A 23,319-nucleotide genomic window follows, 5' to 3' on the forward strand; every position below is an offset into this window, starting at 1 on the left:
GGCCGGGGCGCGAGGGCGCCCCGGTTGCCAGTGACTTTAGGAGCTGTCATGCCACTGGCTGGTTGCTGATTTCCCGATGGTCTCCAGTGCCCGGCGGTGAACGGCGGCAGACTCAATAGTCGTATCGCCGTCGATCGCGTGACAACAGCGCCTCCGAGTTGCAGTGTTGCGTAAGACGGTCGAGGATTGATATCGGGTACTGGCTTATCGCTCCTGCGCCTCAGGGGGTGTGACTCATGCATCGCGAAAAGCCTTCGATCTCCTGGCTAATACTGCTGGCGATCACAGTGGTCGGCCTGATTGCGATAGTGGTTACACACTGGACCGATGTGATTGAGAAGCAGTGGTACGCATCAGTGATCGGGTCCATTGGTGAAGCCATGTTCATAGCTGGCGTACTGGGATTTACCGTCGATCGCCTTCTTAAGGCGCAGCTCGTGAGGGATGTGGCGGCAGGGGCTCTTCGGAATTCGTGGGGAGTTAATGCCCCACAGGATTATATTGAAAAATTGAGTCAGTCGCTCGGTGGCTATACGGGGATCGCGCTGACCATGGAATTGCGCATCATTCTCAATTGGGTCAATGATGATCATTCCGTGATTCGGGTGTCTTACGAGAGTCGTAGTGTCAAGCAGAATATTTCTGACAGGGAGTGGAGTCCCGGTCTTCCTGGTGTTGCGCCATCCATAAATGGTGCTGAAGAGAGCATGTTGGTGGGCTTGGAGTATACGATTCAGAACCCGCCGCAAGGGCGACGTGCACCGGTTGAAACTCACGCTAGATGGAATGCCGAGCAGCTTAAGGAGTCACTTAAGGAAGCCGATGATGGTGGCGTGACGCTGAATGAGGACTTTATTTCCAAGATGGGCGTACCGAATGTTGTTCCTGGCGGTACATGTGAGGCTAGATTTCTGGCTACAAGGTACCTGCATGAGGATGGTGAGGTTTACCTGAGAACCAATACGCCAGTACTATCTTGGAAAGTTGAAATCTCGGGTTCGGCACTTGAAGAAGTCATTTCTCGTGCTGAGCTTGGCCAGGAGGATGTATCCCTCGGCGAGGATTCTCCTCATAGTGGGGACCATGGCTTTACTCATTCCGGAGTGGCGCTGCGAGTGTGTTGGCGAAGGCGGCACCGTCAGGAAGTGGATGAGCAGACTCGCGCTATGGCTGCGCCGACAGGAGGTTTGTGAGTGCCCGCAACCCCTTACCCCGAAGAGTTGCCGATGAATTGGCAACAGGGTACCTACGGGCAACTACGAGGAACGGGTCACGGCAAGTGCCGCACGGAACCAACTCAAGCAAGGTATGGGGATCCTGCTCGCCACCCCCGACCGCCTCGCTGGCGACCATGGCCAACGTAGCTTTCTCGAAGCGTTGCGGGTTCTAGCGCAGGTCTATCGCGATCAGTGCGAAGCAACGACAAAGAGCGGGACCCAGTGAGACTGGTTCCCGCTCTTCGCGTTAGGCATCCGCCCTGGTCAGCGCATCATCTTTGCTGGCTGTAGGCGAGTGCCCCCGGCAGGATTCGAACCTGCGCACACGGCTCCGGAGCACAAGCAGAGTTCGGCTTGCGAATGTGTCTGACCAGCAGGCTCCTTGATCTCGTGAGGTGTGCGGCGCCCTCGTGTATCGCAGATAGTGCGAAGTCGGAAGTCGCCTCCAGCTCTAGCGCCCGTTGAGGGAACGGCTTCGCCAGCGGGCTGTACCACTCAATGGGTGGTGTAGCCCGCCGTGACAGGACAGCGGCAGGCGGCGCTGGCCGGGACGTTCTCGCAGGTCAAGGGATCAAGCGGACGGCCGGACAGTTGAGACACCCGCTGGCACCACCCTGCCGCCGCTGGGTCAGAGCACGTTGTCGAGGATTTGGTGGGCGTCGGTGAGTGTCGTCAGCCCAACGGAAGCCTTGAGAGGGCGCCACATCTGTCGCATGGTCGGCTCTGCCGGGTAAGCCAAGACGCCGCCAACGGGCTGAGGGAGATGTAGCAGAAGCGGCTGTCCGGGATCCAGGACCGTGAAGCCGAGATTCTGGTAGTACCTCTCCAGGTGCCCAAGGTGAGCGTAGAAAGAACCGGACATGAGCCGGTAGCCGCGGTTGCGATAGTCCTGGACCGCATACTCCAGCAACTGACCCCCCAACCCGCAACCTCGGGATTCTTCTGCAACCACGAGCATCTCCAGGTCGACCACCCGTTGCGCCATGTGACCTTGTATGGCGGCGCCGAAGCTCGCCAGACCCTGGATCCATTCGTCGGGCGGCCCGGCCAACAGGACGGCTTCGAGGTTCGCGTGCTTGTCTTGAGCTACCAGCCGCACCCTGTGCCCAGGCGCCGGCAGATCCAGGCTGAGAGCAACGGCCGCCCCCATCGCCTGTGGGACGGCCGGGTCCTCCCACTCGGCGAGCGCCAGAAGCTGGACGATGTGCTGCGCATCTCCGGGAACTGCCTGGCGGAACTGAGGGTTTGGCTTGCCTGTGGTGCCGTGGCCGACTCGTCGGGCCTGCGCCTTCCGGCGTGAAGCTCGTCCCATCTCACCATCATCGATCGCTTCTGGAAGTCGGTGCGCCGGTTTCAATCGATTGTCCGAAAAGCGCACGCTGATGTTTGTGAACGCCGAGCGTGTCGGAGGTGTGTTGGGCATGGCTGCGGAGGACCGCCAACTAGATGACCGTCCGCTTTCCCGAACCGGTGATGCTCGACTCGCGCCGCTCACCATCCGGGACCGGTGAAGCGGTATCCCGGGCGTTGTCAGTGGCATGTGGGATGGTGCCCCGGCAGGGCAACTTGGGGGAGGGGCTGTGGGAGACACGCACGACGGCGCGCATCCAGAGATTCTGCGCAAAGTGACAGGGCCGCGGCAGCGGGGCGGCCAGCTCGGGCGCTTCGGCGTGGGAATCAAGACTGTACTTGCTGCCCACGCGCAGACGATGTCGGCTGGCTCCTCGGAGGTGACCACTCTAGTTCAGCTCGGGACCGGCTCCGGCAAGACAAATACCGGACTTGCAGTAGGAGTAGATGGGCAGCACAGAGTTCTGGCGCTGGTTGAGTTGCTCGCCAGGGAAACTCAGCAGCTCAGGAAGGCGCGGGATGCTGCTGCCCCTCCCGCTTGGCTTGAGCCGATGCCGTACGCGTCACGCCGAATGCGCGTGCGGATGTCTCGAGTAGCCGCGTACCGAGCAATGTGCCGTCGTGTGCTGGAACGGGAACGGGCTGGACTTCACGAGGAACGGCGACAGCACACGGGTGAGCGCCGAGTGCGAGACGGAGAAGCGCGTCAAGCCGTCTTGCTGCGTTGCGAGGACCAGTGCGAGAACCCTCAGTGTTTCAAGCGCGACCTGCCGTACCGCACGTCTGCCGGCAAGGCGCTACTCCAGGTGGACCACATCGACGATCACGCCGCAGGAGGACGCGACCATCCGAGCGCGATGATCGCTCTCTGTCCCAACTGTCACGCCAACAAGACGTATGGCGCGGGTAGGGAGGCACTCACAGAGGCCCTCCGTGTCGAAGCCCTGAAGCTGCACGAAGGTCTGGGGGGCAAACTCTAAGAGGCCAGCTTCGCCGACAGGCTGTAACACCCAGGGGTGTTGCAGCCTTCTGTGGCCGGACAGCCCGGACAGTAGCCCTTGGAGCTGTCCGGCCCGTTAGTGCAGGTGAGAGCCATAACCGGACAGCCGGACAGCCCGGACACCTCCTGCGCGGTCCCGGCCCCGGAGGGCACTCAAGGGCAAACGGCGTGCGGCAGCTGCGCGGCCTGCATTCATCGTTCGACCCTCAACTTTGAGCCCTGTGGCTCGAACAGCGCTCTACCTACCCTTGTTTCCCGCGTTCACTCTGGCAAGTGCGACTAGCTCGACAACTGGCTGAGTGTGGGGAGCGCTTGGAGGGTTGCTGGTGGCCTACGTTCCGATTTTGAAGGGCAAGGCGGGCGAGTTTCTGGCGTTGGGGCATGCATCAGTGGAGGTACAGGCTCAGCTCCGCCCCGTGATGGAGATCGTGCCTGACTTGGAGCTACGAGACTTGCTGGAGACCTTCTGTGAGCACGCCATGGACAACGTGCCGGACGGCATGGTTCTCACGGTTGACTGCGGCGCACTGCCACCCGTCCGCGTGCTCAAGGGAGACATCGGTGGGCCTGTAACGCGAGTTGGTGAGTCTTTGGGGCTACGTGGTGTTGCTATGTCCCCAGTCTTCAGATGTTTCGACCCTGATGACGTGTTGGGAGAGGTGGCAGGGGTAGCCGCGGCCCACCAGCAGGGAGCGTGCCTGCGAATTTCCACGGCCGCTGATTTCAGCGAATCGCTACCCAGCAGGGATCAGGTGCGCGACTTGCTTTGTGCAGTGCAGTTGGCTCCTGAGGAGGTCGACTTGCTGGTTGATGCCGGTCCGGTGTACTCGGACCGGACTAGGGCAGTTCTGGCGGAAGAGGCCGCCGAAGCCCTGAAACATCTCTCGCCCTGGGCCTGGAGACGCGTCTGTGTGGCGGCCGGCGCTTTTCCTGTCAACCTGAGCGGCTTCAGACGAGGCCAGGCCACGCCGGTTGTGAGGGAAGATGCACGGCTCTGGGCGAAGGTCGTCGAGAAGTGGGACGGGCCGCAGCCTGACTTCGGGGACTTCGGTGTCACGTACCCCCGCATGCTTCCCAAGAGCCGTGGGACGCCGGATCCCAACATGCGCTACACCACAGAGGCGAACTGGCAGGTCTTCGTGTATCCGCGGGTTCGGCAAGGTAACGATGACTTCTTCACGCTCAGCCAGGACCTTGTCAATTCGCCTCACTGGCCTGTCACAGGTGCTGCCACGTCTTGGGGTGACGCCCGCCTTCAGGAGTGCGCCCAAGGCCTGCGCCAGAAGGCGGGAGGAGGCACTGAGTGGCGCGCCTGGGCAACCTCGCACCACCTAGCTGTAGTGACGTCTCAGCTGGCAGCCACCGGCCACCCCTAGGGCTGTGTGGTGTCGGTGCGGGTGCGGACACGCTCTTAGAAGGTGCCTGGTGGGTGCGTTAGGGCACGGCCGCTGATCCGCGCAGACGGATTCATGCGGTCATTTCGGTTAACAGCTTCGACACGCATTCGACTGCAGTGGCAGGGAAGGACACGTTTCACTTGGGTTGTGGAACTCGTCGAGGGACCAGTCGACTGGAGCCCGGAGCTGCATGCTGCCGGCACTCGATCCCGCATGCAGCGTTGTGCGTGGGGCTCCCCGTGCACACGTGAAGCCCGTTGGAGCGTGCGGGTCAAGGACAAGGGGGGTGAGAGCTGGTGGGCTGTCTGCGAGGAGCACAGTGCTTCGTCGACGGTTTTGAATGCGGGCTCTCGGTGACCGACGGTCTGCACAGCCACAACTGATCATCGACGGCCGTGACATGCGGCCGCCTTATCGATTAGCGCCCTGACCTGCTGCTGAGCTGTCGGCAGTTGTCGACGTTGGTCATCGTTGAGCGCCCTTCCACGGCCCCAGCACGGCCCGGGAGGGCGCTCGCGCGTTGAGGGAGACAGCCGCCTTGTAAGTTCGCTCCTACTCGGCCTCGGCTGGGCCCAGCTGCGCGCGCAGGAGCCATCTGCAACCGCTCAAGGCTGCGGCTGTGCGTGGTCGTTGATGATGTCAGCGTTGGATGTCAGCGGAACAGTTCCGGCACAGGGCAGATCTCCAAGGGATCGTCCGGCCGATCCGCCCAGCTCCACCAGACGTGTCGACTGGCACACCTCCACAGCGATCGGCAAGTACGCCGACCGTCGGCCTCGCGCCTGGAGAGCACGAGTCCACCAGACCTCATCGGCTGGCTGCACTCAGGACAGGCCGGGACATCGCTGATCACGTGGCGCACCCTAACGGAACGCGACTGCAGAACTGCGTCGAATTGCAACCCGCCCTCTTCGTCCTGAAGCAACTTGGGAGGGGTTTCTGCCTTGGGTTGCTGCGTCCATCACCTGCGCAGACGGTCCGCAGACGTTCGTGCTCGTCTGCCGTTGTCACGCAGTTAGACACTCACCCGGTGCGGTGCTCGTGCAGCGGCATGCCGTTGCAGGCCTCAGCTTGTGCTGAAGGCGCTGTCCACGACAGCAAAAGGTAAAGTTTCAGCAAAGATGGGGAGGCTTTTCGACTGTCGTGCGCTACCCTCCGTGATCGTAGATCAGCGTAGCGACGGAGGGTAGCGCACGACAGCAGGACGAGGATGGCCGTCTGCTACTACCTGTTATCCACGCACTTCAGCAGACGTGCCGAGTGTCGGTGGCCCTTAGTCGTCTTGGTAGGGACGGCCCGTCCCACTTGACTTGGGGGCGTGAGCCCGTGACACTGCAAACGGAGAGTGCTGGAGCTTGGTTGACTTGGCATAGGGCCCAAGGAGACCGGGCGTGAGTAGACGATCAGCTCCGTAACGCTGGACCACTGACGCACAGTAGGTGGCCTGGATGCGAAGTGGAGCCCCTGCGGGGAAGCACGGTCGGTTACTAGCTGTCGCCGGTGCTACGTCCATAAATGTTGGCTCAGGCCGCGGCCCCACTAGGTGGGACCGCGGCCTAGCTCACTGCTGGAGTAGCTGATGACGACGAGTTCTCACCCTGTCTCGCAGACGCCTGCGTCTGCTTCTAATGCGCCTGGCAACGTTCAGGCTGAGGAACAAGCCGCAGCCTTCGATGTCCTTGCTGACGCGATCGCTTCGCTGTCTCAAGCTGGCGCGTCACCAGTAACCGGTAGTGCGGTGCGGCTAGAGATGGGCCGACGCACCTACGGGGGGTTCGATCCCAAGCGCGTGGGCTACAAGCGGTTTCGAGATTTCTTGGACGATGCCGAGGCGCGCGGCTATGTTGCGATTGATCGTGAGCGGGTTGGCGACGTGTCGGTGACGATGCCCGGAGCGTCCGCTGAGGCTGGTTCTACGGCAAGGATGCGCTCCGACCTTTGGAAAGCATTCTCGGATTGGAACCCACGGACTTCCCGGTTCTATGCCCTGAATGAGGACCGAGTCGTAACGCTGCCAACAGAGCCTGCGCCGCTTGAGCCGACTCGCTATGCAGAACTACGAACGAAGATTTCCGAGAATCCATCGGTTTTTGTTGAAATCAAGCCAATCTCACGCCGGCAGCAACTGGACTGGATGAGGGATTTTTCCCTTCTTGTGACAGATCCAGAAGTGAGTCGTGTTCTCGGTGAGGCGCTAAAGAGTGAACATCCCGCCAGGTACTTTGTGGTTGTTCTCCGAAGCTTTCCTAATCTGTTGAACCGATGGCACAACACCCTGCGCGAAAGGGTGTATGCGGAGGCGCTGAAGTGGCGAGACTCTGATATCCGTCTTGCGGCTGTGCAGGTCGACCACGTGATCACCTCAACTCAACCACCAACGTCACGGCAGCGCGAGGAGTCGGTGGCTGCCGCCGGAACAGCTAATAGGCGAGTAGCAGAGATTCCGCAAAAGTACACGCATGATCGCGATGTCGTGCATTTCTTTGCAGGGCAAGCGTCGAAGAGTGTGGCGCATTCAGCGTCTACACTACGTCAACGGCTACATGAGGCTATTGAGCGCATGCCAGAGTCCGAGCTTCGCAAGATTTGCATTCCGGTCGGATACCTCTTCGAAGAGTAGTGGTGCGTTGTGCATACGCTAAGGGATCTAATCGAGCGTAAGCAGATCCATTCGCCTGCTCCAGTCGATCCGAACGAGTGGCCAAGAGTCGTAGTCTCCAAAAAGAAGCTGTATGTGCCGGGTGAGAGCCCCTTGATTCTGCCTGGCGATATGGAGGGGCTAAGGCGCGCTTATGAGGACACCGATGGTCTGTCGGGGGAAGGTGCGGATGCTAGAGGGCGTCGCGCGCTCCTCCTTGGGAGTCCAGGGATGGTGTTTCCCATGCAGCGGCCTGACGATGAAGAACTTGCAGAGCTTGGTACACAGCCTGACAAGTTTCGTCGAGAGAACCCGCGAGCCCTTGGCCTTGCCGTCGGAGTGAAGATTTCCACCGGTTCGACGATTTTCGGAGTGGGGAGACTTGTAGCGGTTGAGCATGGGCTGAGGTTTGGAAGTACGCAACTTCTCTCGCTCCCTGATAAATGGTTCGAGAGTCTAGAAGAGGCGGAATCCGAGATCATCCGCCTATTTGAGTTGACTGCTGTTGGGTTTCAAGCCCAGGCCGAGCCTGGCGGAAAGCCTTGGAAAAAAGTCGTTGCCCTTCTTGGAGGCTCTAAGGACGAAAACGTCCCTAGAGCGCACTGGAAGCGAGAAATGAAACTCGTAGCCGGGCTCCGGGAGGTCGATTTGGATATTAGGTCAAATCCTGAATCTTCCATCCCGCAGGTCGTTAAAGAGTTGAAGAGTACCCCCCCCAGTGCGTTGCTGGTGTGGGTTGACTGGGTCGCAAATCCTGAGGTGTTCACTGCGCCCTATTTGGCGGCGAGGCCGGGTGCTAAGGCGGACCTTCTCGGTACGAGAAACGCTGAAATGTCGTTCGATGAACATCTCGCAGAGCTGTCAATGCATTTGATCGATATTTCCCCGATTGAGGAGCCCGAATCTCGGGCTTCTGGCGTGACGACTTGGGCTGATGCGGCCGTTCAGATCGGTAATCTGGTTGGCCCTCATTTCGTGCTGACGGATCGGGCGCGCAAAATGTTGCCTGGTAATTTTTACCCGAACCCTGCCCGAATGCTTGATTTTGTATCAAAGCTCGAACGTGTAGCCCACTCTTATTTCACCCTCAAGGGGCAGTTGGGGGTCGCCGTAGCGGATTTCGCCATGTCTCGATTCGAAATTGAGATAGCCCTTTTTGACGGAAAACTTTCCCCTAGTGATGTCGTAGTTGATGGCCATGCTTTGAAAGGGGTGAAGGCGATCCCGCATGTCAAAGTAGACGACGCAAAAGATCGGGCCCACTGTGGGCGAATCTACTTTGCTATCGATGGAGCGAATTTTAGGTTTATTGTGGATCATATTGGCTTGCATGACTATCGGTGATCGTGATTGACGAGGGAGTTCCCTGAGGTCGGCGGAGCGGATTTGGCTGGAGCTGCTTTGGTGCGAGTGATTATGGCCTTGAGGCTTCCGGTGTGTCGGGCATTCTGTGGACCTGCCTGGCAAAGCAAGACGTTGGAGCCATGATCTTCGCGGCTCGCGCAAGGTGGCTGCTTCCTAAAGCCGCGGAGCCGACCGCCCCAGCACCGATGTGCCCGTCATTGGCATCAGGCGACTGATGGCCCTGAGCGCGGCGCGGGCACGGGCGCTGGCCGGGCTGGAGCAGGACGAAGGCAGGAGCGCAGGCCTGGCCGGGGGCCGCGCCGCGCTCAGGGAGCAGAGCGAGCCGCCTTGATCGGGTAGGGAAATTCCATGCCGTCCTTCGTGAGGCAGATCGGGTCGCCTCCGACTCCTACCTCGATGAAAGGTCGGCTTCGCCGACGGGCTGAAACACCCGGGGTGTTACAGCCCGTCTGTGGCTGGACAGTCCGGACAGTGGCCCAACGAGCTGTCCGGCCCGTTGGTGCAGGTGAGAGCGCTAGCCGGACAGCCGGACACCCGGACACCTTCAAGCACGGGTCCTTTAGACCCGGACAATCTGTCCGGGTTCACTCCTGCTCAGTGCCTCACGCTCGCCGTGAGGCTGTTGGAGGCCGAGATCGCCTACCAACTCCCCGCCGCGTCGGTACCGTGAAAGACGCCCCTACTCAGCAGCGGGAGGCAACACCCCATGCGTGGTCTTGGAGATCACCTCAGCATCGGCGAGCGCATTGCGTTCTACCGCAAGCGCCGCGGCTATACGCAGGAGGTGCTGGCCGGCCTGGTCGGTCGTAGCACTGACTGGCTCGCGAAGATTGAGACGGGGCGGCGGAAGCCGCCGCGTATCGACATGCTTGCGGAGTTGTCCCGCATCCTGCGCGTCCAGCTTGGGGATCTGCTTGGGCAGACCGTCCTCATGGAGGATGAGCGGCAGCAGGATGACGTCCCCGCTGTTCGTGACGCCCTCATGAGTCCGCGTCGCCTCTCACGTCTGCTGTTCGGTCCCGATGCTGAGGCTCAGCTCCCGACTCCGGCTCCCGTGGCCGTACGCGTGGAACAGGCGTGGAACGACTACCAGGGCGGACGGCTCGGCACTGTCGTTGCTGCGCTTCCTGCATTGCTCCAGACGGCGCAAGAGTTAGAAGAGCGAGCCGCGCGGCACGGCGAAGAGAGCGGCGACTGCTGGGCAGTGTCGGCCCGTACGCATCATCTCGCGGCTACAACACTGGCAAAGATCGGGGAGTCGGACGTCTCATGGCTCGCTGCCGAGCGGGCGATGCGAGCCGCTGATGAGTCGGACGACCCGCTCGTGCTGGCGTCCGCGGCGCGGTCTGGCACGCATGCCCTACTCGCTAACGGACGCTACGACGACGCCCTTGAACTGGGCAACACGGCCGCAGCCTGGCTTGCGTCCCAGGTGTCCGTGCGCGATCCAGCGGCGCTCAGTCTGCTGGGGATGATTCACCTCCGAGCGGCTGTCGCGGCGGCACGGCATCAGGACCGGTCGACAGCCGCAGGTCTGTTAGATCGTGCCGAAGAACTCGCAGGTGACCTCGGGTCGGATGAGAACTACTGGCAGACCGGCTTTGGCCCGACGAATGTCCTGCTCCATCGCCTGTCCATTGAGCTGGATCTCGACAATGTCTCGTACGTTGTGGAGCACGGCCGAATCAACGTCGACCACATGCCGCAGGAGCGCAGCGTCTCGCACCGCATCGACTACGCGCGCGCATTATCGCTCGTCGGCCAGGGTGACGAAGCATTCACTGCGCTACGTATGGCCGAGCGCACTTCGCCGCAGCTCGTGCGCAACAATCCGAGAGTGCGCGAGACGCTCAGGGACCTGATCAAGCAGTCCCCCGTGACCAGTGGATCGCGTTCATCCGAGGTGCTCGTGATGGCTCAGCGGTGCAGGGCGGTGCAGTGAGTTCAGGCAAGCGCGGGGTGCTCGGCGTGGTCGGATCGGCGGCTGGAGGTGTAGAGGAGCTGCGTACTGGCCTTGTCGAGCCAGCGATGGCGCGAGGTTGGCAGGTGGCTGTCACTCTGACGCCGACTGCTGGTCAGTGGCTGCGGATGAGCGGCGAGGTTGACCGGCTGGAAAAGCTCACCGGCCTGCCTGTGCGTGACGAACCGCGTCTGCCTGGTGAGGCTCGACCGCATCCAGCGGTCGACTGTTACGCGGTCGCTCCTGCTTCGGCCAACATGGTTGCCAAGCTCGCGGTCGGCCTGATGGACAACCAGGCTCTGACCCAGGTTGGTGAGGCTATCGGCACCCTCGGTCTACCGGTTGTCGTCTTCCCGCGCGTGAACGCGGCGCATGCCCGCCATCCCGCGTGGCAGGGCCACGTGGACGTCCTCGTTGCCGGGGGAGTTCGTATCGTCTATGGCCCCGATGTCTGGCCGTTGTACGAGCCAAGGGAAGCGCCGGCCGGACGGGACCTGCCGTGGGCAGCCGTGCTGGACGCCGTGGATGCGGCTACTCTCTGACGCCCAGTCAACCTCCTTGACCTGCAAGAAAAAGAGGACCCGGACACTCTGTCCGGGTCCTCGCCTGTTGAGGGCCGCATGCTCGTTGGCATGTCAGGGATCGATGATCGGATCGGCGAGTTAGGAGGCTTAACTCCTGCGGAACTTGCCGTGATCGAAGCGAGTTTGAGCAAGGCGCGCGCCACGGCAGAGCAGCTGGTGAGGCGTGCGGATGAACTCACTGCGAGGGTGGAGTCTCGTCGCCGACAAGGTGTTCCAGGCGGTCCAGACGCTCACCGAGCAGGCGAAGTGCGTCATGAATCGAGCTGAGTTCTGCCGCGAGGGCGGTGAACGCCGGACTGCTGCCTGGCTCGGTCCCGAGCGGCAGCGATGGGTCACGGACGAACGTTCCGCGGCCTTGTTGAGTGAGAACCAGCCCCTCGTCGCGGAGTTGGCCATACGCGCTCTGCACAGTCATGAGCTGTACGCCGAGGTCTTTGGCAAGTTTGCGAGCGGCGGGAAGCTGATCTCCAGGGTCGTACCCGGGGCGCGGTCCCGTGATTTTCTCGCGGAACTCCGCAGCGATCTCCTTGGCCGTGGGTGCCTGCCTGCGCGCGTCTGGGCTCTGCTCCATAGGTCCGAGAGTAGCTGGACCTAGGTCAATCTCCGGTTCTCGGTCCGACCCTGTTGACAGTCAGATTGACATGGGTCAATCTGAAATTGCGACGCGGGACTCCCCAGCAAGGTCGCCCGACGTCGCGGCTCTCCCTGCTCCTTCGACCCTGGAGAACGTCCATGCGCACATACGTAGGCCATCAACAGGCGTTTTCCGCTGATGACTTCGTAGAACTCGCCCTTGGCACCCCGGTTGAGCTGTGGCTCGGGGTGGAGGGTGAGACGGACGAAGAGCGCGCGGCTCGCTTGGATGCGGCGCGCGACATCCTCGCCGACAACCCGCATCTGCCCGACGACGTGAGCCGGATCGCTGCTGAGGCGATCGAGGCGTACGCGCCGGAGCTGTTCAACGTCATCCCGCTGACCCGTCCCGCCGGCCGCCGCCCGGTGCGCAAGGGGGCGGCGGCATGAGCGAGGACCCGAACTTCCAGGACCGCATGTTCCTGGAGAGCGAAGCCGTCTATCAGCGCATGCTCGACGGCCAGGTCGGCGACGTGGAAGCCGAACTGATGGAGGCCCAACTCCGGGCCTCGCAGGACGGTGAGAGCGCATGAGCGCGCCGGAGACCATCGAGCGTCCGGCCGTGCCGCCGCTGACGACGCCGGAACTGTGGCTGTTAGGCGCGGTCGCCTTGCTCGCGGCCGGGGTCGGCGGCCTGGGCCTGGCCTCTTCCTTCGAGGCCGTGTCCGCGGCCGGAGCGCGCTGGGGGTTCGCCTCTCCGTGGATGCTGCCGGTCGGTATCGATACGGCCATCCCGGTGTTCACCGCGGCGTTCCTGCTGCTGATCCGTACGGACATGCCGCTGGGGTGGGTGCGGTTCGTGCCGTGGGCGCTGACCGGGGTGACGTGCTGGCTGAACATCGCGGCCGGGCAGTCGCTGTCCGCGAAGCTCGCGCACGGCACGATGCCGCTGTTGTGGGTGGTCCTGTCCGAGGTGGCCGCGCACGTCTACGCCTCCCGGATCGGCGCCGTCACCGGCCGGCGGATGGAGAAGATCCGCCGCTCTCGCTGGCTGCTCGCCCCACTGTCGACGTTCGCCCTGTGGCGGCGCATGACGCTGTGGGAGGTCACGTCCTACGTGGACGCGCTGGGGCGGGAGCGTGAGCGGCAGCTGGCCCGTGCGGAGCTGCGCGAGCGGTTCGGCTGGCGGTGGCGTTCCAAGACTCCGCGGCCGGAGCGGGTGCTGTTGAAGCTGGGCGAGCTGGCCCCGGCCAGTGACGACCTGCCGCCGGTTCCGCCGCAGGACGCGGAGCTGCCGAAGCAGGAGACGCCCCAGGCGCCGCGCAAGCGCACCGCGAAGCCGAAAACCAAGACCGGCAAGGCATCGCGGACTCCCGCTGAACTGCTCGCCGAAGCCCGCGAGGCCACGGCCGGGTGGGCGGACGACGCGATCAACGCCGAAGCGATCCGCACCACGCTGCACTGCTCGGCCGCGAACTCCCGCGTGCTGCGGGACCTGCTGCTCAGTGAGCGCGCGGACGGCCGGCGCCTGCACCCCATCGACAGCACCGACGACGGCGAGCGCGGCGAGGGGGCGGCAGCATGAGCACCCCGGCCACCGTCCTGCTCTCCGCACTGGCCCCCGCTGCGGGCTGGGTTGTCCACGCCTGGAGGCTGTGGGCCCGTCTCGACACGGCACGGCGTGATCCGCTGACCGGCTTACGGACCCGGGACGGATTCACCCGTCGCGCCACGGTTCTGCTCAAGGACCCGCGCGCGGTGGTGGTGCTGGCTGACGTGGACCGCTTCAAGCAGATCAACGACACGTTCGGGCATGCGGCCGGGGACGCGCTGTTGAAGGCGACTGCGGACCGGCTCACCCACTACGTCCAGGACTCCGGTGTGGCCGGGCGGCTCGGGGGAGATGAGTTCGCCGCCGTCGTCATCGACGACCACGGCACCGCGGGTGATCTACTCGCTGTCCTGCACGGCGTGCTCGCCCGCCCGGTCGACGGCCAGGACCCGGCCATGCGGACCACGGTCTCGCTCGGCTGGGTGCGCGCAGCGGACTTCCCCGACGACGGCCTGTCGGGGCTGCTGCGGCGGGCGGATGAGGCGATGTACGCGGCCAAGCAGTCCCGCGCCGGAACGCGACGCGTGGGGCTGGGCTGGCTGTTCACCACCGTTGCCGGTCGCCGTGCCAGCCGGACCGGCGCCCGCACTGACGCGCCGGTTGCCGGGGTGGGGGCCTGATGTCCACGGCGTTCGGCAAGTGCTACGACCCCAACGGCGCCCGGTTCGGGGTCCCCACCTACCCGTGGCGCTTCGCCCCGGACGGCTACGCCACTCGCCGTCAGCTCCGGGACCGCGGACTGCGGCCCGGCGGTCAGCCGGTAGCCGCGCAGGTGATGCGCCAGCACCGGGGCCGGAAAGCGGGGGTGCAGGTCGCCTACCTCTACCGCGTCGACCGCGCCCGCCCGGTGCGGCCGATGACCTCCCGCAAGTGGGGCGCGCTCGCCCTGGCGATGCTCGCCCGCCGCACCTGCCCGCAGTGCCGGTTGGACGCCGGATACGTCATCCCGACCTCGCTCGGAACGTGCGTTTCCTGCGCCTACCCCGAGGAACAGCGCGCCGCATGACCCCCGCGGCGGGCCCGACCGCCCACCTCCTACAGCGACGGCCGGGCCCGCCCTTTCCCTCCCGAGAGAAGGAACTGTTAGTGAAACACCCCGACGACGACAACGAACTCTTCAACCGACTGGAAGCCGAAATGACCGACCCCGGCGCCCCGTCCGGGGGTGAGGTGGTCGACCTCGGCAAGGCCCGTACCGCGCGCGGCGAGTCGACCGACCCGAGCCCCGACCCGTCGGCCGACTCCGGTCCGTCGCAGTCGGCCGACCCGGAGCCGACCGAGTCGGCCGACGGACGGCCGACCCTGGTCGACAGCACCGTGCCGACCGTGTCCGGGCCTGGTGTCATCGACCGGATCAAGAACTCCAAGCGGCTGGACGTTTTCCCGGCCTGGCTCAAGTCGGCCGCGGAGTTTAGGGAAGCGCTCGGCTGGCTGGCCGGGCACGCCTGGCACACCGTCGCCTTCCACGCGATCCGCGTGCCGTTCGTCTACCTGCCCAAAGTGATGTGGCGCGCCCCGCGCGGCGCCCTCAACACCCTTGGCAAGGTGGGCCGCTGGTCCGTGGACGCCGAGGGCGAGGCGCTGCGGCAGTACACGGCCACGAACGAGCAGGTGGATGAGTACCTGAAACTCTCCCGGCAGCGGGACCGGCGTGTACGCCTGCGGATGATTCTTACCGTTCTTGGTGCCGTCTTCGCTCTCGGACTTGCTCTGTTCCTGGTCTACGGGGCGGAGCCGATGACGCAGGTCATCGCCGCCACGGTGGCGGTGCTCGGCTTCGGGCTGGCCGGGGCGCCGGCCGATGCGCCGCTGGCGACCCGCGCGGTCGTCAAGACCGAGGTGCAGAAGCTGACCAGCGACATCGTGGTCAAGGCCATGGCTTCCATCGGCATCGGCCAGATCACGTCCGCGGTGGCCAAGGGGCACGACGGCATCAAGTTCGTCGCCCCGATCACCCGCGAGGGACCGGGCTGGCGCGCCGACATCGACCTGCCGCTCGGTGTGACCCCGGCGGACGTGGCCGACCGGCGGGCCCGGCTCGCTTCCGGCCTGCGCCGACCGCTGGGGTGCGTGTGGCCGGACGCCGACCCCAACGAGCACGAGGGACGCCTGATCCTGTGGGTCGGGGACCGGGACCTGTCCAAGACTGGCATCGTCAAGTGGCAGTTGGCCAACGCCCGCCGGCACGACGTGTTCAAGCGGGTGCCGTTCGGCATCGACCCGCGCGGACGGGCTCAGGCGGTCCCGCTGATCCAGCACAACGTGCTGATCGGCTCCCAGCCCGGCCAGGGCAAGACCGCCTCCGTCCGGGTGCTGGCCTGCGGGGCGGCGCTGGACCCGTCGGTAGAACTGTGGCTGCACGAGAACAAGGGCACTGGCGACCTGGACGAACTCGAATGCGTCTCGCACCGGTTCGTCTCCGGCATCCATGACGAAGCGATCGAGTACGCGGCCGACTCGCTCAAGCTGCTGCGCGCCGAGGTCATGCGCCGCGCAGCCGCGATCAAGAAGCTGCCGCGGGACCTGTGCCCGGACAAGCGCATTACCCGCTCCATCGCCGATAAGCGCTCGCTCAAGCTGTGGCCGCTGCTGGCCGTGTTCGATGAGTGCCAGAACCTGTTCGCCCACTCCAAGTACGGTAAACAGGCAGGTGAGGATGCTGAGTTCATCATCAAGCTGGGCCGTGCCCTCGGGGTGATCCTGATCCTCGCAACCCAGCGCCCGGACAAGGACTCACTGCCCACCGGGATCAGCGGCAACGTGTCCATCCGCTTCTGCCTCCGGGTGGCCGGGCAGGTCGAGAACGACATGATCCTCGGCACGTCCGCGTACAAGAACGGGGTGCGCGCCACCTCGTTCCGCCCGGAGATCGACGCCGGTAACGGCTACCTCGGAGGCGCCGGCGCGCTGCCGGTCGTGGTGCGCACCGCCTACCTGGACGACAACGCCACCCACGCGATCGCGCAGCGCGCCCTCGCGCTGCGCAAGGCCGAGGGCACCCTGTCCGGCGTCGCCATCGGCGAGGAAGCCGAGAGCGCGGCCGGACCGTCCTACGACCTGCTCGCCGACGTGGCCGCGGTCGTGCCGGCCTCGGAGAAGCGGGTGTGGAACGAGCGGATCGCCGCCCGCCTCGCGGAGTTGCGGCCGGAGATCTACGGCGGCTGGAAGGGCGAGAACGTCACCTCCGCGCTCAAGCCGCACGGCATCAAGACCACCGGTATCGCCGGGACCACCGACGACGGCGAGCGCACTACCCGCCGCGGAATCGTCCGCGACGACCTCACCACCGCGATTGCGGAGCGTGACGGAAACCGGGGTGCCGCCTAGCCCTGAACCACCGCTACCGGTAGCGGGCCCGCCTGCTACCGGTAGCACCCCCGCTAGCACCCCAAACAGCATCCGATCAGGGATCTAGCGGATAGCACCCCACCTGCGAGAACCCTGAAAAACGGCCCTGGAGGGACCTCGATGACCCCCATAGCCCTCGCTATCGCATGCCTACTCGCCATCACACTCTGTTACGTCACTCTGTGTGCGGGGAGCCCGTTCGGCACCTGCCGCAAGTGCAACGGCTTCGGCTTCGCCACCACCACCGACCGCAAGGGACGGCCCAAACGCGGCAAGCACTGCCGCCGCTGCAAGGGCCGCGGCAAACGCGTCCGCATCGGCCGATGGATCTACAACCGCGCCTCACGGATCTACCGCGCAGGCACCCACTGACCCATCCCACCCCGCACTGAAAGGAGTCCGCCCCATGGCTGTGACCGTCTCCCTGGCCTTGCTCTTCGGTCTCTTGCTCGCTGTCCTCATCCGTTCCGGATCGCTCAAGGCGGGCGGGGCGTTCGTCGCCGTGATGTTCGGCTTCTACCTCGCCTCAACCGGCGCCTCCGCCACCGTCAACGCCCTCATGAGCGCCGTCATCAACGCGCTCCCCAACCTGTGAGGAACCCAGTCGTGAACGAACAGATCGTGGCGCGCCACTGGCTCGCCATCATCGCCCCAAAGGCCGCGCCCGCCGTGGCGACGTCCACCGTGCTGATCCTGGCCCGGATCTGGAACGCCAACGGCGCCGAACACAGCTTCGGGAACGCCGTGTTGATGACCACGCTCTCCCTTGCCGCCGCAGCGGCCGGGGCCTGCGCGAGCATCGGCCCGGCCGAAGATAGCGCCATCGCGGGCACCGCATTCGCCGCCTCCGGAGCGCTCGCCTTCGCTGGCGTCGCCGGATACGCCGACGGGCTCCCGCTCCCGCTGCTGCTGTGGTCCGTCGCGACCGCCGGTGCCTACGGGCTCGCCGCTCGTTACTGGCGCACCGACCGCCGCGAGCGGGTCGCGCACGAGCGGCACGTTGGCGACCGCCGCGAGGAACGGGCCCACATCGAGCGGGTCGAGACCATCCGCGGCACCACGCAGATTGAGGTAGCCCGCACCGGTGCCGCATATGCCGAGCAGCTCGCGCAGGCGCTGACCGCCCGTGCCGCGCTGCCCGGCTTCGACGCGCAGGCGCTCATCGAGGTGGGGCTTCCGCAGCTTCCCGCCGCCGACGATCGGAGGGCGTGGTGAGGTTCTTCCTCGGTACTCATCAGCCCGGCTGGCTGGGCACCGCGAACGTGCCGCTGTTCGTGTCCTACCGACGCCTTGCGGCCCGCCGCACGCTGCCGCGTGCGATAGCGCCGTGGGCCCTGGACTCCGGCGGTTTCACCGAACTGTCCATGCACGGCACCTGGCGCACCCCCGCCCGCAGCTACCTCACCGCGGTCCGCCGCTTCCGGGACGAGATCGGCCAGTTGGCGTGGGCCGCGCCCATGGACTGGATGTGCGAGCCCTGGATCACCGGCCTGACCGGCTTGAGCGTCAGCGAACACCAGCGGCGCACCATCGACAACTACCTTCACCTGCGCGAGGCGGCACCGGATCTGCCCATCATCCCGGTCCTCCAGGGCTGGCAACTGCACGACTACCTCGCCTGCGCCGACGCCTACCAGCAGGCCGGTATCGACCTGGCCGCCGAACCCGTCGTCGGGCTCGGCTCCGTCTGCCGCCGCCAGGCCACCGGGGAAGCCACCGCCATCGTCACCACCCTCGCCGCGCGAGGGCTGAACCTGCACGGCTTCGGCTTCAAGACCCTCGGCCTGCGCAGCTGCGGGCACGACCTCACCTCAGCCGACTCCCTCGCCTGGTCCTACGACGCCCGCCGCAAACCTCCCCTGCCCGGCCACAGCCACAAGAACTGCGCCAACTGCCTTCCCTACGCGCTCCAGTGGCGCACCCGGACCCTGACCACCCTGCCGCCCTGGCACCAACCCCCGCTGAGCGCCGACACCACCGACCACGCCGCCTGAGAAAAGGAACCCCCCGTGTTCGAGATCCGCGTCATCTGCGATCCAGCCGACACCGACCGAGTCACCGCGGCTTTGTCCGCAGCGCTCAACACCGGCCCTGTACGCCGGCACCTCGCCCGTGACGGCAAGCGGATACGGCTGTACGTCACCGCCGACCACCGCAGCCACCCCGCACCCGCGCCCACACCGGAAGACGCCTACGCGCTCGCCCCGAGCATCACCCGCGAAATCGGATGGACCGCCCAGACCGCTGCCGACAAGCCGTTCGGCGTGCGACTGCCGCGTGACTTCTGGCTCCGCAAAGCCGCCTTACTGGACCGCATCGCCCTTCAGGGCGAGGCCGACAACGTCCACGGCGTTGCATGCGAGGCCGCGACCGAAGCGGCCGAGCACCTGATGCGCCTGGACGGCACGGACGTCATCTGCGCCCCTCGCAGTTACGTCCGCCGCGAATACGCCTGTTGGGCCAAGAACCAGTAGCAACGCCGCGGCGGCGGGACTCCCCAGCAAGGTCGCCCGCCGCCGCGGTTCTCCCTGTCCACCCGAAAAGAGAGAACAGGAACCTTCAGCATGCCGCACACGGACGGCTCTGCCCAGCTCACCTCAGCGCTCGACGCAGCGTCACGAGGCTGGCACGTCTTCCCACTGATCCCCGGAGACAAGCGCCCCGCCCTCACCGACTGGGAGCCCCGCGCCACCATCGACCCGGACCGCATCACCGTCGCGTGGTCCGTCGGCGCCTTCAACCTCGGCATCGCCACCGGGCCCTCGACCCTGGTTGTCATCGACCTGGACCGGCCCAAGCACGCCGACGACACCCCGCCGGCGCACTGGGCCGAACACGGTGTCACCGACGGCGCCGACGTCCTCGCAGTGCTCTGCGAACGCCACGGCCAGCCCTTCCCCGCCGACACGTACACGGTCCGCACCTGGAGCGGCGGCACCCACCTCTACTTCACCGCCCTCGACGGCGAACCCCTGCGCAACACCGCTGGTGACAGCGCCCGCGGGCTCGGCTGGAAGGTCGACACCCGCGCCACCGGCGGACTCGTCGTCGGCGCGGGCAGCACCTTCAACGGACGCCCCTACAAGGTCACCCACGACGCCCCCGCTGCGCCGTTGCCGGGCTGGATCGCCGAACTCCTGCGCCCCGCCCCGCTGCCCCCACAAAAGCCCGTCACGGTTGCTCTGTCCGGTCGCGGCCGTCGTGCCGGGTTCCTACGGGCCGCGGTCAACGGGGAAGTCGAGCGGGTCACCACCTCCGGCGAAGACCAGCACAACAACGCCCTCTACATCGCCTCCGTTGCCCTCGGACAGCTTGTCGCTGGGGGCGAGTTGGGCGAAGCCGACGTGACCGGCTGGCTTCTGACCGCAGCCCTTCAGGTCGGCCAGGGAGAGCGCGAGGCACGCCGCACCATCGCCTCTGGCCTGCGGGCCGGAGCCCGCCGACCCCGGACGGTCGCGGCATGAACGCCAACCCGATCCCGCCCCTGCACCTGTACTCCGTACCCAGCGACCCCCAACAGCCGACCGTGCCGCCGCTGAAGCGGGAGCGTCCGCGGACCGCGTGGACGGCCGATCAGCTCATGGCCGCGGACTTCCCCGAGCCGAAATGGGCCGTGCCCGGCATCCTCGCCGAAGGCGTCAGCCTGCTCGCCGGACCGCCCAAGGTCGGCAAATCCTGGCTCTCGCTCGGACTCGCCCTCGCGGTCGCAGCCGGAGGGCAAGCGTTCGACTCCGTCCCCGTCCAGGGCGGCCCCGTGCTCTACCTTGCACTGGAGGACACCCCGCGCCGCCTTCAGACCCGGATGGGCAAGCTCTTGGGCGGACAGCCGGCGCCCGCCGGGCTGACCCTGGTCACCGAATGCCCGCCTTTCCCGCAGGGCGGAACCGAGGCCATCGCACAGTGGTTGGACCGCAACCCCGACGCCCGCATGGTCGTCATCGATGTGTTCGCCAAGATGCGCGGCCAGGCCCCGGCCGGCGTCTCGGCGTACGACGCGGATTACGTCTCCGTCGGCTACGCGAAGCGCCTTGCGGATCACTACGGCATTGCTGTCGTTCTGGTCCACCACGTCCGCAAGGCAGGCTCGGACGACTTCCTGACGGAGGTCTCCGGGACCAACGGCATCGCGGGCGCCGCGGACGCAACGCTCGTATTGAAGCGGGCGCGCGGGCAGGCGGACGGCATCCTGCACGTCACCGGCCGCGACGTGGACGAAGCCGAGTACGCCCTCAGCTTCCAACCCGCCTCCGGAGCCTGGCATTTGCTGGACGGCCCGGCCACCGACCACACCGTCGGTGACACCCGAGCCACGATCCTCCGGTACGTCCGTGCGCATCCCGGTGCGAAGCCCAAGGACATGGCGGGCGAGCTGCCGCACGTAGACATGGACACGATCCGCCGGACCTGCGCGCGCATGGCCGAGGCGGGACAGCTCACCAGGGACGCCAGCGGCCGGTACTACCCGGACACCGAGACCCGGACACAGGGCGCCCCGGAGGTGTCCGGACTGTCCGGCTGTCCGGTTAACCCACCTGAGCTGCAAGAACGACCCGGACAGTCGGAATTGGAGCTGTCCGGGCTGTCCGGGTCGAGCGAAGCCGAAGGGACGGCGGTATGAGCGGCCGCGCGCTGGACGAGAAGTTGACCGTCGCCGAGGTCATCACTGATCTGAAGGTGGCTCCGTCGACCTTCTACCGGTGGCGTCAACTCGGGAAGGGCCCGCGCTCGATCAAGCTGCCGAACGGCGACGTGCGCATCCGCAGGTCGGAATACGAGCGGTGGCTTGCGGAGCGGGAGGACGCCGCGTGAGCACGACCGAAGACACCCCGGCTCTCCGCCCCCACGGGGAGGCCCGGCCGGGGTACTCCCTCGACGTCCGGCTGTGGAAGGTCACGAAGGTCGACCGCAAAGCGCGGCCGTACCAACTCCGGTGGGTCGTGGGCGGGAAGGTGAACAGCGCGACGTTCGCCACCTCGGCACTCGCCGAGAGCCGACGCTCGGAGCTCCGACAGGCCATGCGTCGGGGTGAGGCGTTCGAGATCGCGAGCGGACAGCCTGAATCCGAAGTCCGCGCGGCGGCTGAAGCGGCGGCAACGGCGGCTGAGACCGAGCCGTCGTTGCGGTGGTTCGAGTTCTGCCGGAAGTACGTCGCCGGGCGGTGGCGCATGAGCGCCGCAAAGACGCGTGAAGGCATCGCGGACGCACTCGCGGCCGTGGCCCTGGCCATGGTGAAGCACGGGGACGACGCTCCTGACGACAAGGACCTGCGGCTGGCCTTCCGGTGGGGGATCGTCCCCGCGAACGCGGGGGAGGAACCGCCGGCCGAGCTGAAAGCCGCCTACGAGTGGCTCACGACGCAGGACAGACCGGTTGTCGACCTGATTGACCTTGAGGTGTTCGAGGACGTGGTGTACCGCCTCAGCTATCGGCTGGACGGCACCCCGGCGGCGGGAGAGACGCACAGACGGCGGCGGCGCGCCTTGAACACGGCCCTCGAACACGCAGTAGCCGCCAAGGAACTCCCAGAGAACCCGCTCCAAGGAGCCCGCGGGAAGCGCGTGGGCTCCGGTGGTGTGGTGGACCGCCGAGTACTCGTGAACGCCATACAGGGGCGCCAGTTGCTCACCGCCGTCTCCTACGTCGGCTCGTGGGACCGCAACCGCGGGCGCCGCCTGGTGGCGTTCTACGCGGTCCTGTACTACGCAGGACTCAGGCCCGCTGAGGCGGTCGGGCTGAGGATCTCTGACTGCCATCTCCCGGAGGCGGGTTGGGGCACGTTGACGCTGAAAGAGACGCGCCCTGTCTCGGGCAAGCAGTGGACCGACTCCGGGGAACGGCACGACCGCCGTGGCCTGAAGGCTCGCGAGTCCGATACCGACCGCCCGGTGCCCATCCCGCCCGTTCTGGTCGCCATCCTCCGGGCCCACCTGAAGGAGTTCGGGACCGCCAAGGAGCGGCGCGTGTTCGGAAATGAGCGCGGGGGAGTCGTCGGCTCATCCACGTACTGGCGTGTGTGGGAGGAAGCGCGACTGTTCGCCCTCCCGCCGGACCGCGTCGAATCGCCGCTCGCCGGGCGCCCGTACGACCTGCGGCACGCCTGCATCACGCGGTGGTTGAACGCCGGGGTCCCGATCGCTGAGGTAGCCCGGCGGGTCGGCAACTCCCCCGAGGTGATCCACCGCCGCTATCACGGCTGCATCGATGGTCACGAGGAAGTGGCCAACGAAAAGATTGCCAAGTTCCTGGAAGAAGACGGAGACATGGCATAGTCATGC

Annotated in this window: 24 protein-coding genes; 22 read left to right on the forward strand and 2 right to left on the reverse strand. The window is 65.7% G+C overall.

Annotated elements, in window-relative coordinates:
* The first annotated feature begins 236 nt into the window (after positions 1–236).
* Positions 237–1,193 (forward strand): hypothetical protein, encoded by a 957-nt coding sequence (locus ACZ6KY_RS07130; protein WP_469309295.1) that lies wholly within the window; start codon positions 237–239, stop codon positions 1,191–1,193.
* Positions 1,194–1,845: 652 nt separating this feature from the next.
* On the opposite strand, the gene ACZ6KY_RS07135 is transcribed toward ACZ6KY_RS07130, so the two are convergent.
* The gene (locus ACZ6KY_RS07135) at positions 1,846–2,595 is read right to left on the reverse strand and encodes a GNAT family N-acetyltransferase (RefSeq protein WP_469309296.1); all 750 of its coding nucleotides are present in this window, start codon (positions 2,593–2,595) and stop codon (positions 1,846–1,848) included.
* A 583-nt stretch (positions 2,596–3,178) separates the two neighbouring features.
* On the opposite strand from ACZ6KY_RS07135, the gene ACZ6KY_RS07140 reads away from it, so the two are divergent.
* The 6 genes from ACZ6KY_RS07140 (at position 3,179) to ACZ6KY_RS07165 (ending at position 11,469) form a co-directional block, all read left to right on the forward strand.
* The gene (locus tag ACZ6KY_RS07140) at positions 3,179–3,547 is read left to right on the forward strand and encodes an HNH endonuclease (RefSeq protein WP_469309402.1); all 369 of its coding nucleotides are present in this window, start codon (positions 3,179–3,181) and stop codon (positions 3,545–3,547) included.
* 346 nt (positions 3,548–3,893) lie between these two features.
* Positions 3,894–4,943 (forward strand): beta family protein, encoded by a 1,050-nt coding sequence (locus tag ACZ6KY_RS07145; protein WP_469309297.1) that lies wholly within the window; start codon positions 3,894–3,896, stop codon positions 4,941–4,943.
* A gap of 1,600 nt (positions 4,944–6,543) precedes the next feature.
* Positions 6,544–7,584, forward strand: coding sequence for a UPF0158 family protein (locus tag ACZ6KY_RS07150; protein ID WP_469309298.1), 1,041 nt, complete (start codon positions 6,544–6,546; stop codon positions 7,582–7,584).
* Positions 7,585–7,845: 261 nt separating this feature from the next.
* On the forward strand, positions 7,846–8,946 hold the full coding sequence (locus tag ACZ6KY_RS07155) for a hypothetical protein (RefSeq protein ID WP_469309299.1): 1,101 nt from the start codon (positions 7,846–7,848) through the stop codon (positions 8,944–8,946).
* 727 nt (positions 8,947–9,673) lie between these two features.
* The gene (locus tag ACZ6KY_RS07160; protein WP_469309300.1) at positions 9,674–10,909 is read left to right on the forward strand and encodes a helix-turn-helix domain-containing protein; all 1,236 of its coding nucleotides are present in this window, start codon (positions 9,674–9,676) and stop codon (positions 10,907–10,909) included.
* 26 nt (positions 10,910–10,935) lie between these two features.
* Positions 10,936–11,469, forward strand: coding sequence for a flavoprotein (locus ACZ6KY_RS07165; RefSeq protein WP_469309403.1), 534 nt, complete (start codon positions 10,936–10,938; stop codon positions 11,467–11,469).
* A gap of 217 nt (positions 11,470–11,686) precedes the next feature.
* Here the strand turns inward: ACZ6KY_RS07165 and ACZ6KY_RS07170 are convergent, their stop codons facing one another.
* Positions 11,687–12,082, reverse strand: a complete 396-nt coding sequence (locus tag ACZ6KY_RS07170) for a GntR family transcriptional regulator (protein WP_469309301.1) — start codon at positions 12,080–12,082, stop codon at positions 11,687–11,689.
* A gap of 161 nt (positions 12,083–12,243) precedes the next feature.
* Here ACZ6KY_RS07170 and ACZ6KY_RS07175 point away from each other — a divergent pair, with 161 nt between their 5' ends.
* From ACZ6KY_RS07175 to ACZ6KY_RS07245, 15 genes are all read left to right on the forward strand, one after another.
* Positions 12,244–12,534, forward strand: coding sequence for a hypothetical protein (locus ACZ6KY_RS07175; RefSeq protein ID WP_469309302.1), 291 nt, complete (start codon positions 12,244–12,246; stop codon positions 12,532–12,534).
* Complete coding sequence (locus tag ACZ6KY_RS07180; RefSeq protein WP_469309303.1) at positions 12,531–12,677, forward strand: hypothetical protein; 147 nt, start codon at positions 12,531–12,533, stop codon at positions 12,675–12,677. The genes ACZ6KY_RS07175 and ACZ6KY_RS07180 overlap by 4 nt, the downstream gene beginning before the upstream one ends.
* On the forward strand, positions 12,674–13,669 hold the full coding sequence (locus ACZ6KY_RS07185) for a DUF2637 domain-containing protein (protein ID WP_469309304.1): 996 nt from the start codon (positions 12,674–12,676) through the stop codon (positions 13,667–13,669). The genes ACZ6KY_RS07180 and ACZ6KY_RS07185 overlap by 4 nt, the downstream gene beginning before the upstream one ends.
* Positions 13,666–14,316, forward strand: a complete 651-nt coding sequence (locus tag ACZ6KY_RS07190) for a GGDEF domain-containing protein (RefSeq protein WP_469309305.1) — start codon at positions 13,666–13,668, stop codon at positions 14,314–14,316. The genes ACZ6KY_RS07185 and ACZ6KY_RS07190 overlap by 4 nt, the downstream gene beginning before the upstream one ends.
* Positions 14,316–14,702 carry an RRQRL motif-containing zinc-binding protein gene (locus tag ACZ6KY_RS07195; protein ID WP_469309306.1) on the forward strand — a complete coding sequence of 129 codons (387 nt, stop codon included), beginning with the start codon at positions 14,316–14,318 and terminating at the stop codon, positions 14,700–14,702. Before ACZ6KY_RS07190 ends, ACZ6KY_RS07195 begins: the two co-directional genes overlap by 1 nt.
* An 80-nt stretch (positions 14,703–14,782) precedes the next feature.
* The gene (locus ACZ6KY_RS07200) at positions 14,783–17,023 is read left to right on the forward strand and encodes a P-loop NTPase family protein (RefSeq protein WP_469309307.1); all 2,241 of its coding nucleotides are present in this window, start codon (positions 14,783–14,785) and stop codon (positions 17,021–17,023) included.
* A gap of 141 nt (positions 17,024–17,164) precedes the next feature.
* A complete protein-coding gene (locus ACZ6KY_RS07205) occupies positions 17,165–17,416 on the forward strand; it encodes a hypothetical protein (protein WP_469309308.1) in 252 nt (83 codons plus the stop codon).
* A 34-nt stretch (positions 17,417–17,450) separates the two neighbouring features.
* Positions 17,451–17,639 carry a hypothetical protein gene (locus tag ACZ6KY_RS07210; RefSeq protein ID WP_469309309.1) on the forward strand — a complete coding sequence of 63 codons (189 nt, stop codon included), beginning with the start codon at positions 17,451–17,453 and terminating at the stop codon, positions 17,637–17,639.
* An 11-nt stretch (positions 17,640–17,650) separates the two neighbouring features.
* On the forward strand, positions 17,651–18,259 hold the full coding sequence (locus tag ACZ6KY_RS07215; RefSeq protein WP_469309310.1) for a hypothetical protein: 609 nt from the start codon (positions 17,651–17,653) through the stop codon (positions 18,257–18,259).
* On the forward strand, positions 18,253–19,038 hold the full coding sequence (locus ACZ6KY_RS07220) for a deazapurine DNA modification protein DpdA family protein (protein WP_469309311.1): 786 nt from the start codon (positions 18,253–18,255) through the stop codon (positions 19,036–19,038). Before ACZ6KY_RS07215 ends, ACZ6KY_RS07220 begins: the two co-directional genes overlap by 7 nt.
* Before the next feature lie 15 nt (positions 19,039–19,053).
* Entirely contained in the window at positions 19,054–19,518 is a 465-nt protein-coding gene (locus ACZ6KY_RS07225; RefSeq protein ID WP_469309312.1) for a hypothetical protein, read from the forward strand.
* A 90-nt stretch (positions 19,519–19,608) separates the two neighbouring features.
* On the forward strand, positions 19,609–20,508 hold the full coding sequence (locus ACZ6KY_RS07230) for a bifunctional DNA primase/polymerase (protein ID WP_469309313.1): 900 nt from the start codon (positions 19,609–19,611) through the stop codon (positions 20,506–20,508).
* On the forward strand, positions 20,505–21,662 hold the full coding sequence (locus ACZ6KY_RS07235; RefSeq protein ID WP_469309314.1) for an AAA family ATPase: 1,158 nt from the start codon (positions 20,505–20,507) through the stop codon (positions 21,660–21,662). The genes ACZ6KY_RS07230 and ACZ6KY_RS07235 overlap by 4 nt, the downstream gene beginning before the upstream one ends.
* The gene (locus tag ACZ6KY_RS07240; protein ID WP_355209210.1) at positions 21,659–21,853 is read left to right on the forward strand and encodes a helix-turn-helix transcriptional regulator; all 195 of its coding nucleotides are present in this window, start codon (positions 21,659–21,661) and stop codon (positions 21,851–21,853) included. The genes ACZ6KY_RS07235 and ACZ6KY_RS07240 overlap by 4 nt, the downstream gene beginning before the upstream one ends.
* On the forward strand, positions 21,850–23,313 hold the full coding sequence (locus tag ACZ6KY_RS07245) for a tyrosine-type recombinase/integrase (RefSeq protein WP_469309315.1): 1,464 nt from the start codon (positions 21,850–21,852) through the stop codon (positions 23,311–23,313). Before ACZ6KY_RS07240 ends, ACZ6KY_RS07245 begins: the two co-directional genes overlap by 4 nt.
* Positions 23,314–23,319: the final 6 nt, after the last annotated feature.

Source organism: Streptomyces sp. NPDC042002 (assembly GCF_055588305.1).

What these genes read in the sequence shown, in the direction of transcription:
- ACZ6KY_RS07210 (WP_469309309.1), top strand. Translation starts at nt 17,451, where the DNA reads ATGGCTGTGACCGTCTCCCTGGCCTTGCTCTTCGGTCTCTTGCTCGCT.
- ACZ6KY_RS07180 (WP_469309303.1), top strand. Translation starts at nt 12,531, where the DNA reads ATGAGCGAGGACCCGAACTTCCAGGACCGCATGTTCCTGGAGAGCGAA.
- ACZ6KY_RS07170 (WP_469309301.1), bottom strand. Translation starts at nt 12,082, where the DNA reads ATGGAGCAGAGCCCAGACGCGCGCAGGCAGGCACCCACGGCCAAGGAG.
- ACZ6KY_RS07150 (WP_469309298.1), top strand. Translation starts at nt 6,544, where the DNA reads ATGACGACGAGTTCTCACCCTGTCTCGCAGACGCCTGCGTCTGCTTCT.
- ACZ6KY_RS07195 (WP_469309306.1), top strand. Translation starts at nt 14,316, where the DNA reads ATGTCCACGGCGTTCGGCAAGTGCTACGACCCCAACGGCGCCCGGTTC.
- ACZ6KY_RS07240 (WP_355209210.1), top strand. Translation starts at nt 21,659, where the DNA reads ATGAGCGGCCGCGCGCTGGACGAGAAGTTGACCGTCGCCGAGGTCATC.
- ACZ6KY_RS07185 (WP_469309304.1), top strand. Translation starts at nt 12,674, where the DNA reads ATGAGCGCGCCGGAGACCATCGAGCGTCCGGCCGTGCCGCCGCTGACG.
- ACZ6KY_RS07235 (WP_469309314.1), top strand. Translation starts at nt 20,505, where the DNA reads ATGAACGCCAACCCGATCCCGCCCCTGCACCTGTACTCCGTACCCAGC.
- ACZ6KY_RS07190 (WP_469309305.1), top strand. Translation starts at nt 13,666, where the DNA reads ATGAGCACCCCGGCCACCGTCCTGCTCTCCGCACTGGCCCCCGCTGCG.
- ACZ6KY_RS07175 (WP_469309302.1), top strand. Translation starts at nt 12,244, where the DNA reads ATGCGCACATACGTAGGCCATCAACAGGCGTTTTCCGCTGATGACTTC.
- ACZ6KY_RS07130 (WP_469309295.1), top strand. Translation starts at nt 237, where the DNA reads ATGCATCGCGAAAAGCCTTCGATCTCCTGGCTAATACTGCTGGCGATC.
- ACZ6KY_RS07155 (WP_469309299.1), top strand. Translation starts at nt 7,846, where the DNA reads ATGCAGCGGCCTGACGATGAAGAACTTGCAGAGCTTGGTACACAGCCT.
- ACZ6KY_RS07160 (WP_469309300.1), top strand. Translation starts at nt 9,674, where the DNA reads ATGCGTGGTCTTGGAGATCACCTCAGCATCGGCGAGCGCATTGCGTTC.
- ACZ6KY_RS07230 (WP_469309313.1), top strand. Translation starts at nt 19,609, where the DNA reads ATGCCGCACACGGACGGCTCTGCCCAGCTCACCTCAGCGCTCGACGCA.
- ACZ6KY_RS07140 (WP_469309402.1), top strand. Translation starts at nt 3,179, where the DNA reads ATGTGCCGTCGTGTGCTGGAACGGGAACGGGCTGGACTTCACGAGGAA.
- ACZ6KY_RS07205 (WP_469309308.1), top strand. Translation starts at nt 17,165, where the DNA reads ATGACCCCCATAGCCCTCGCTATCGCATGCCTACTCGCCATCACACTC.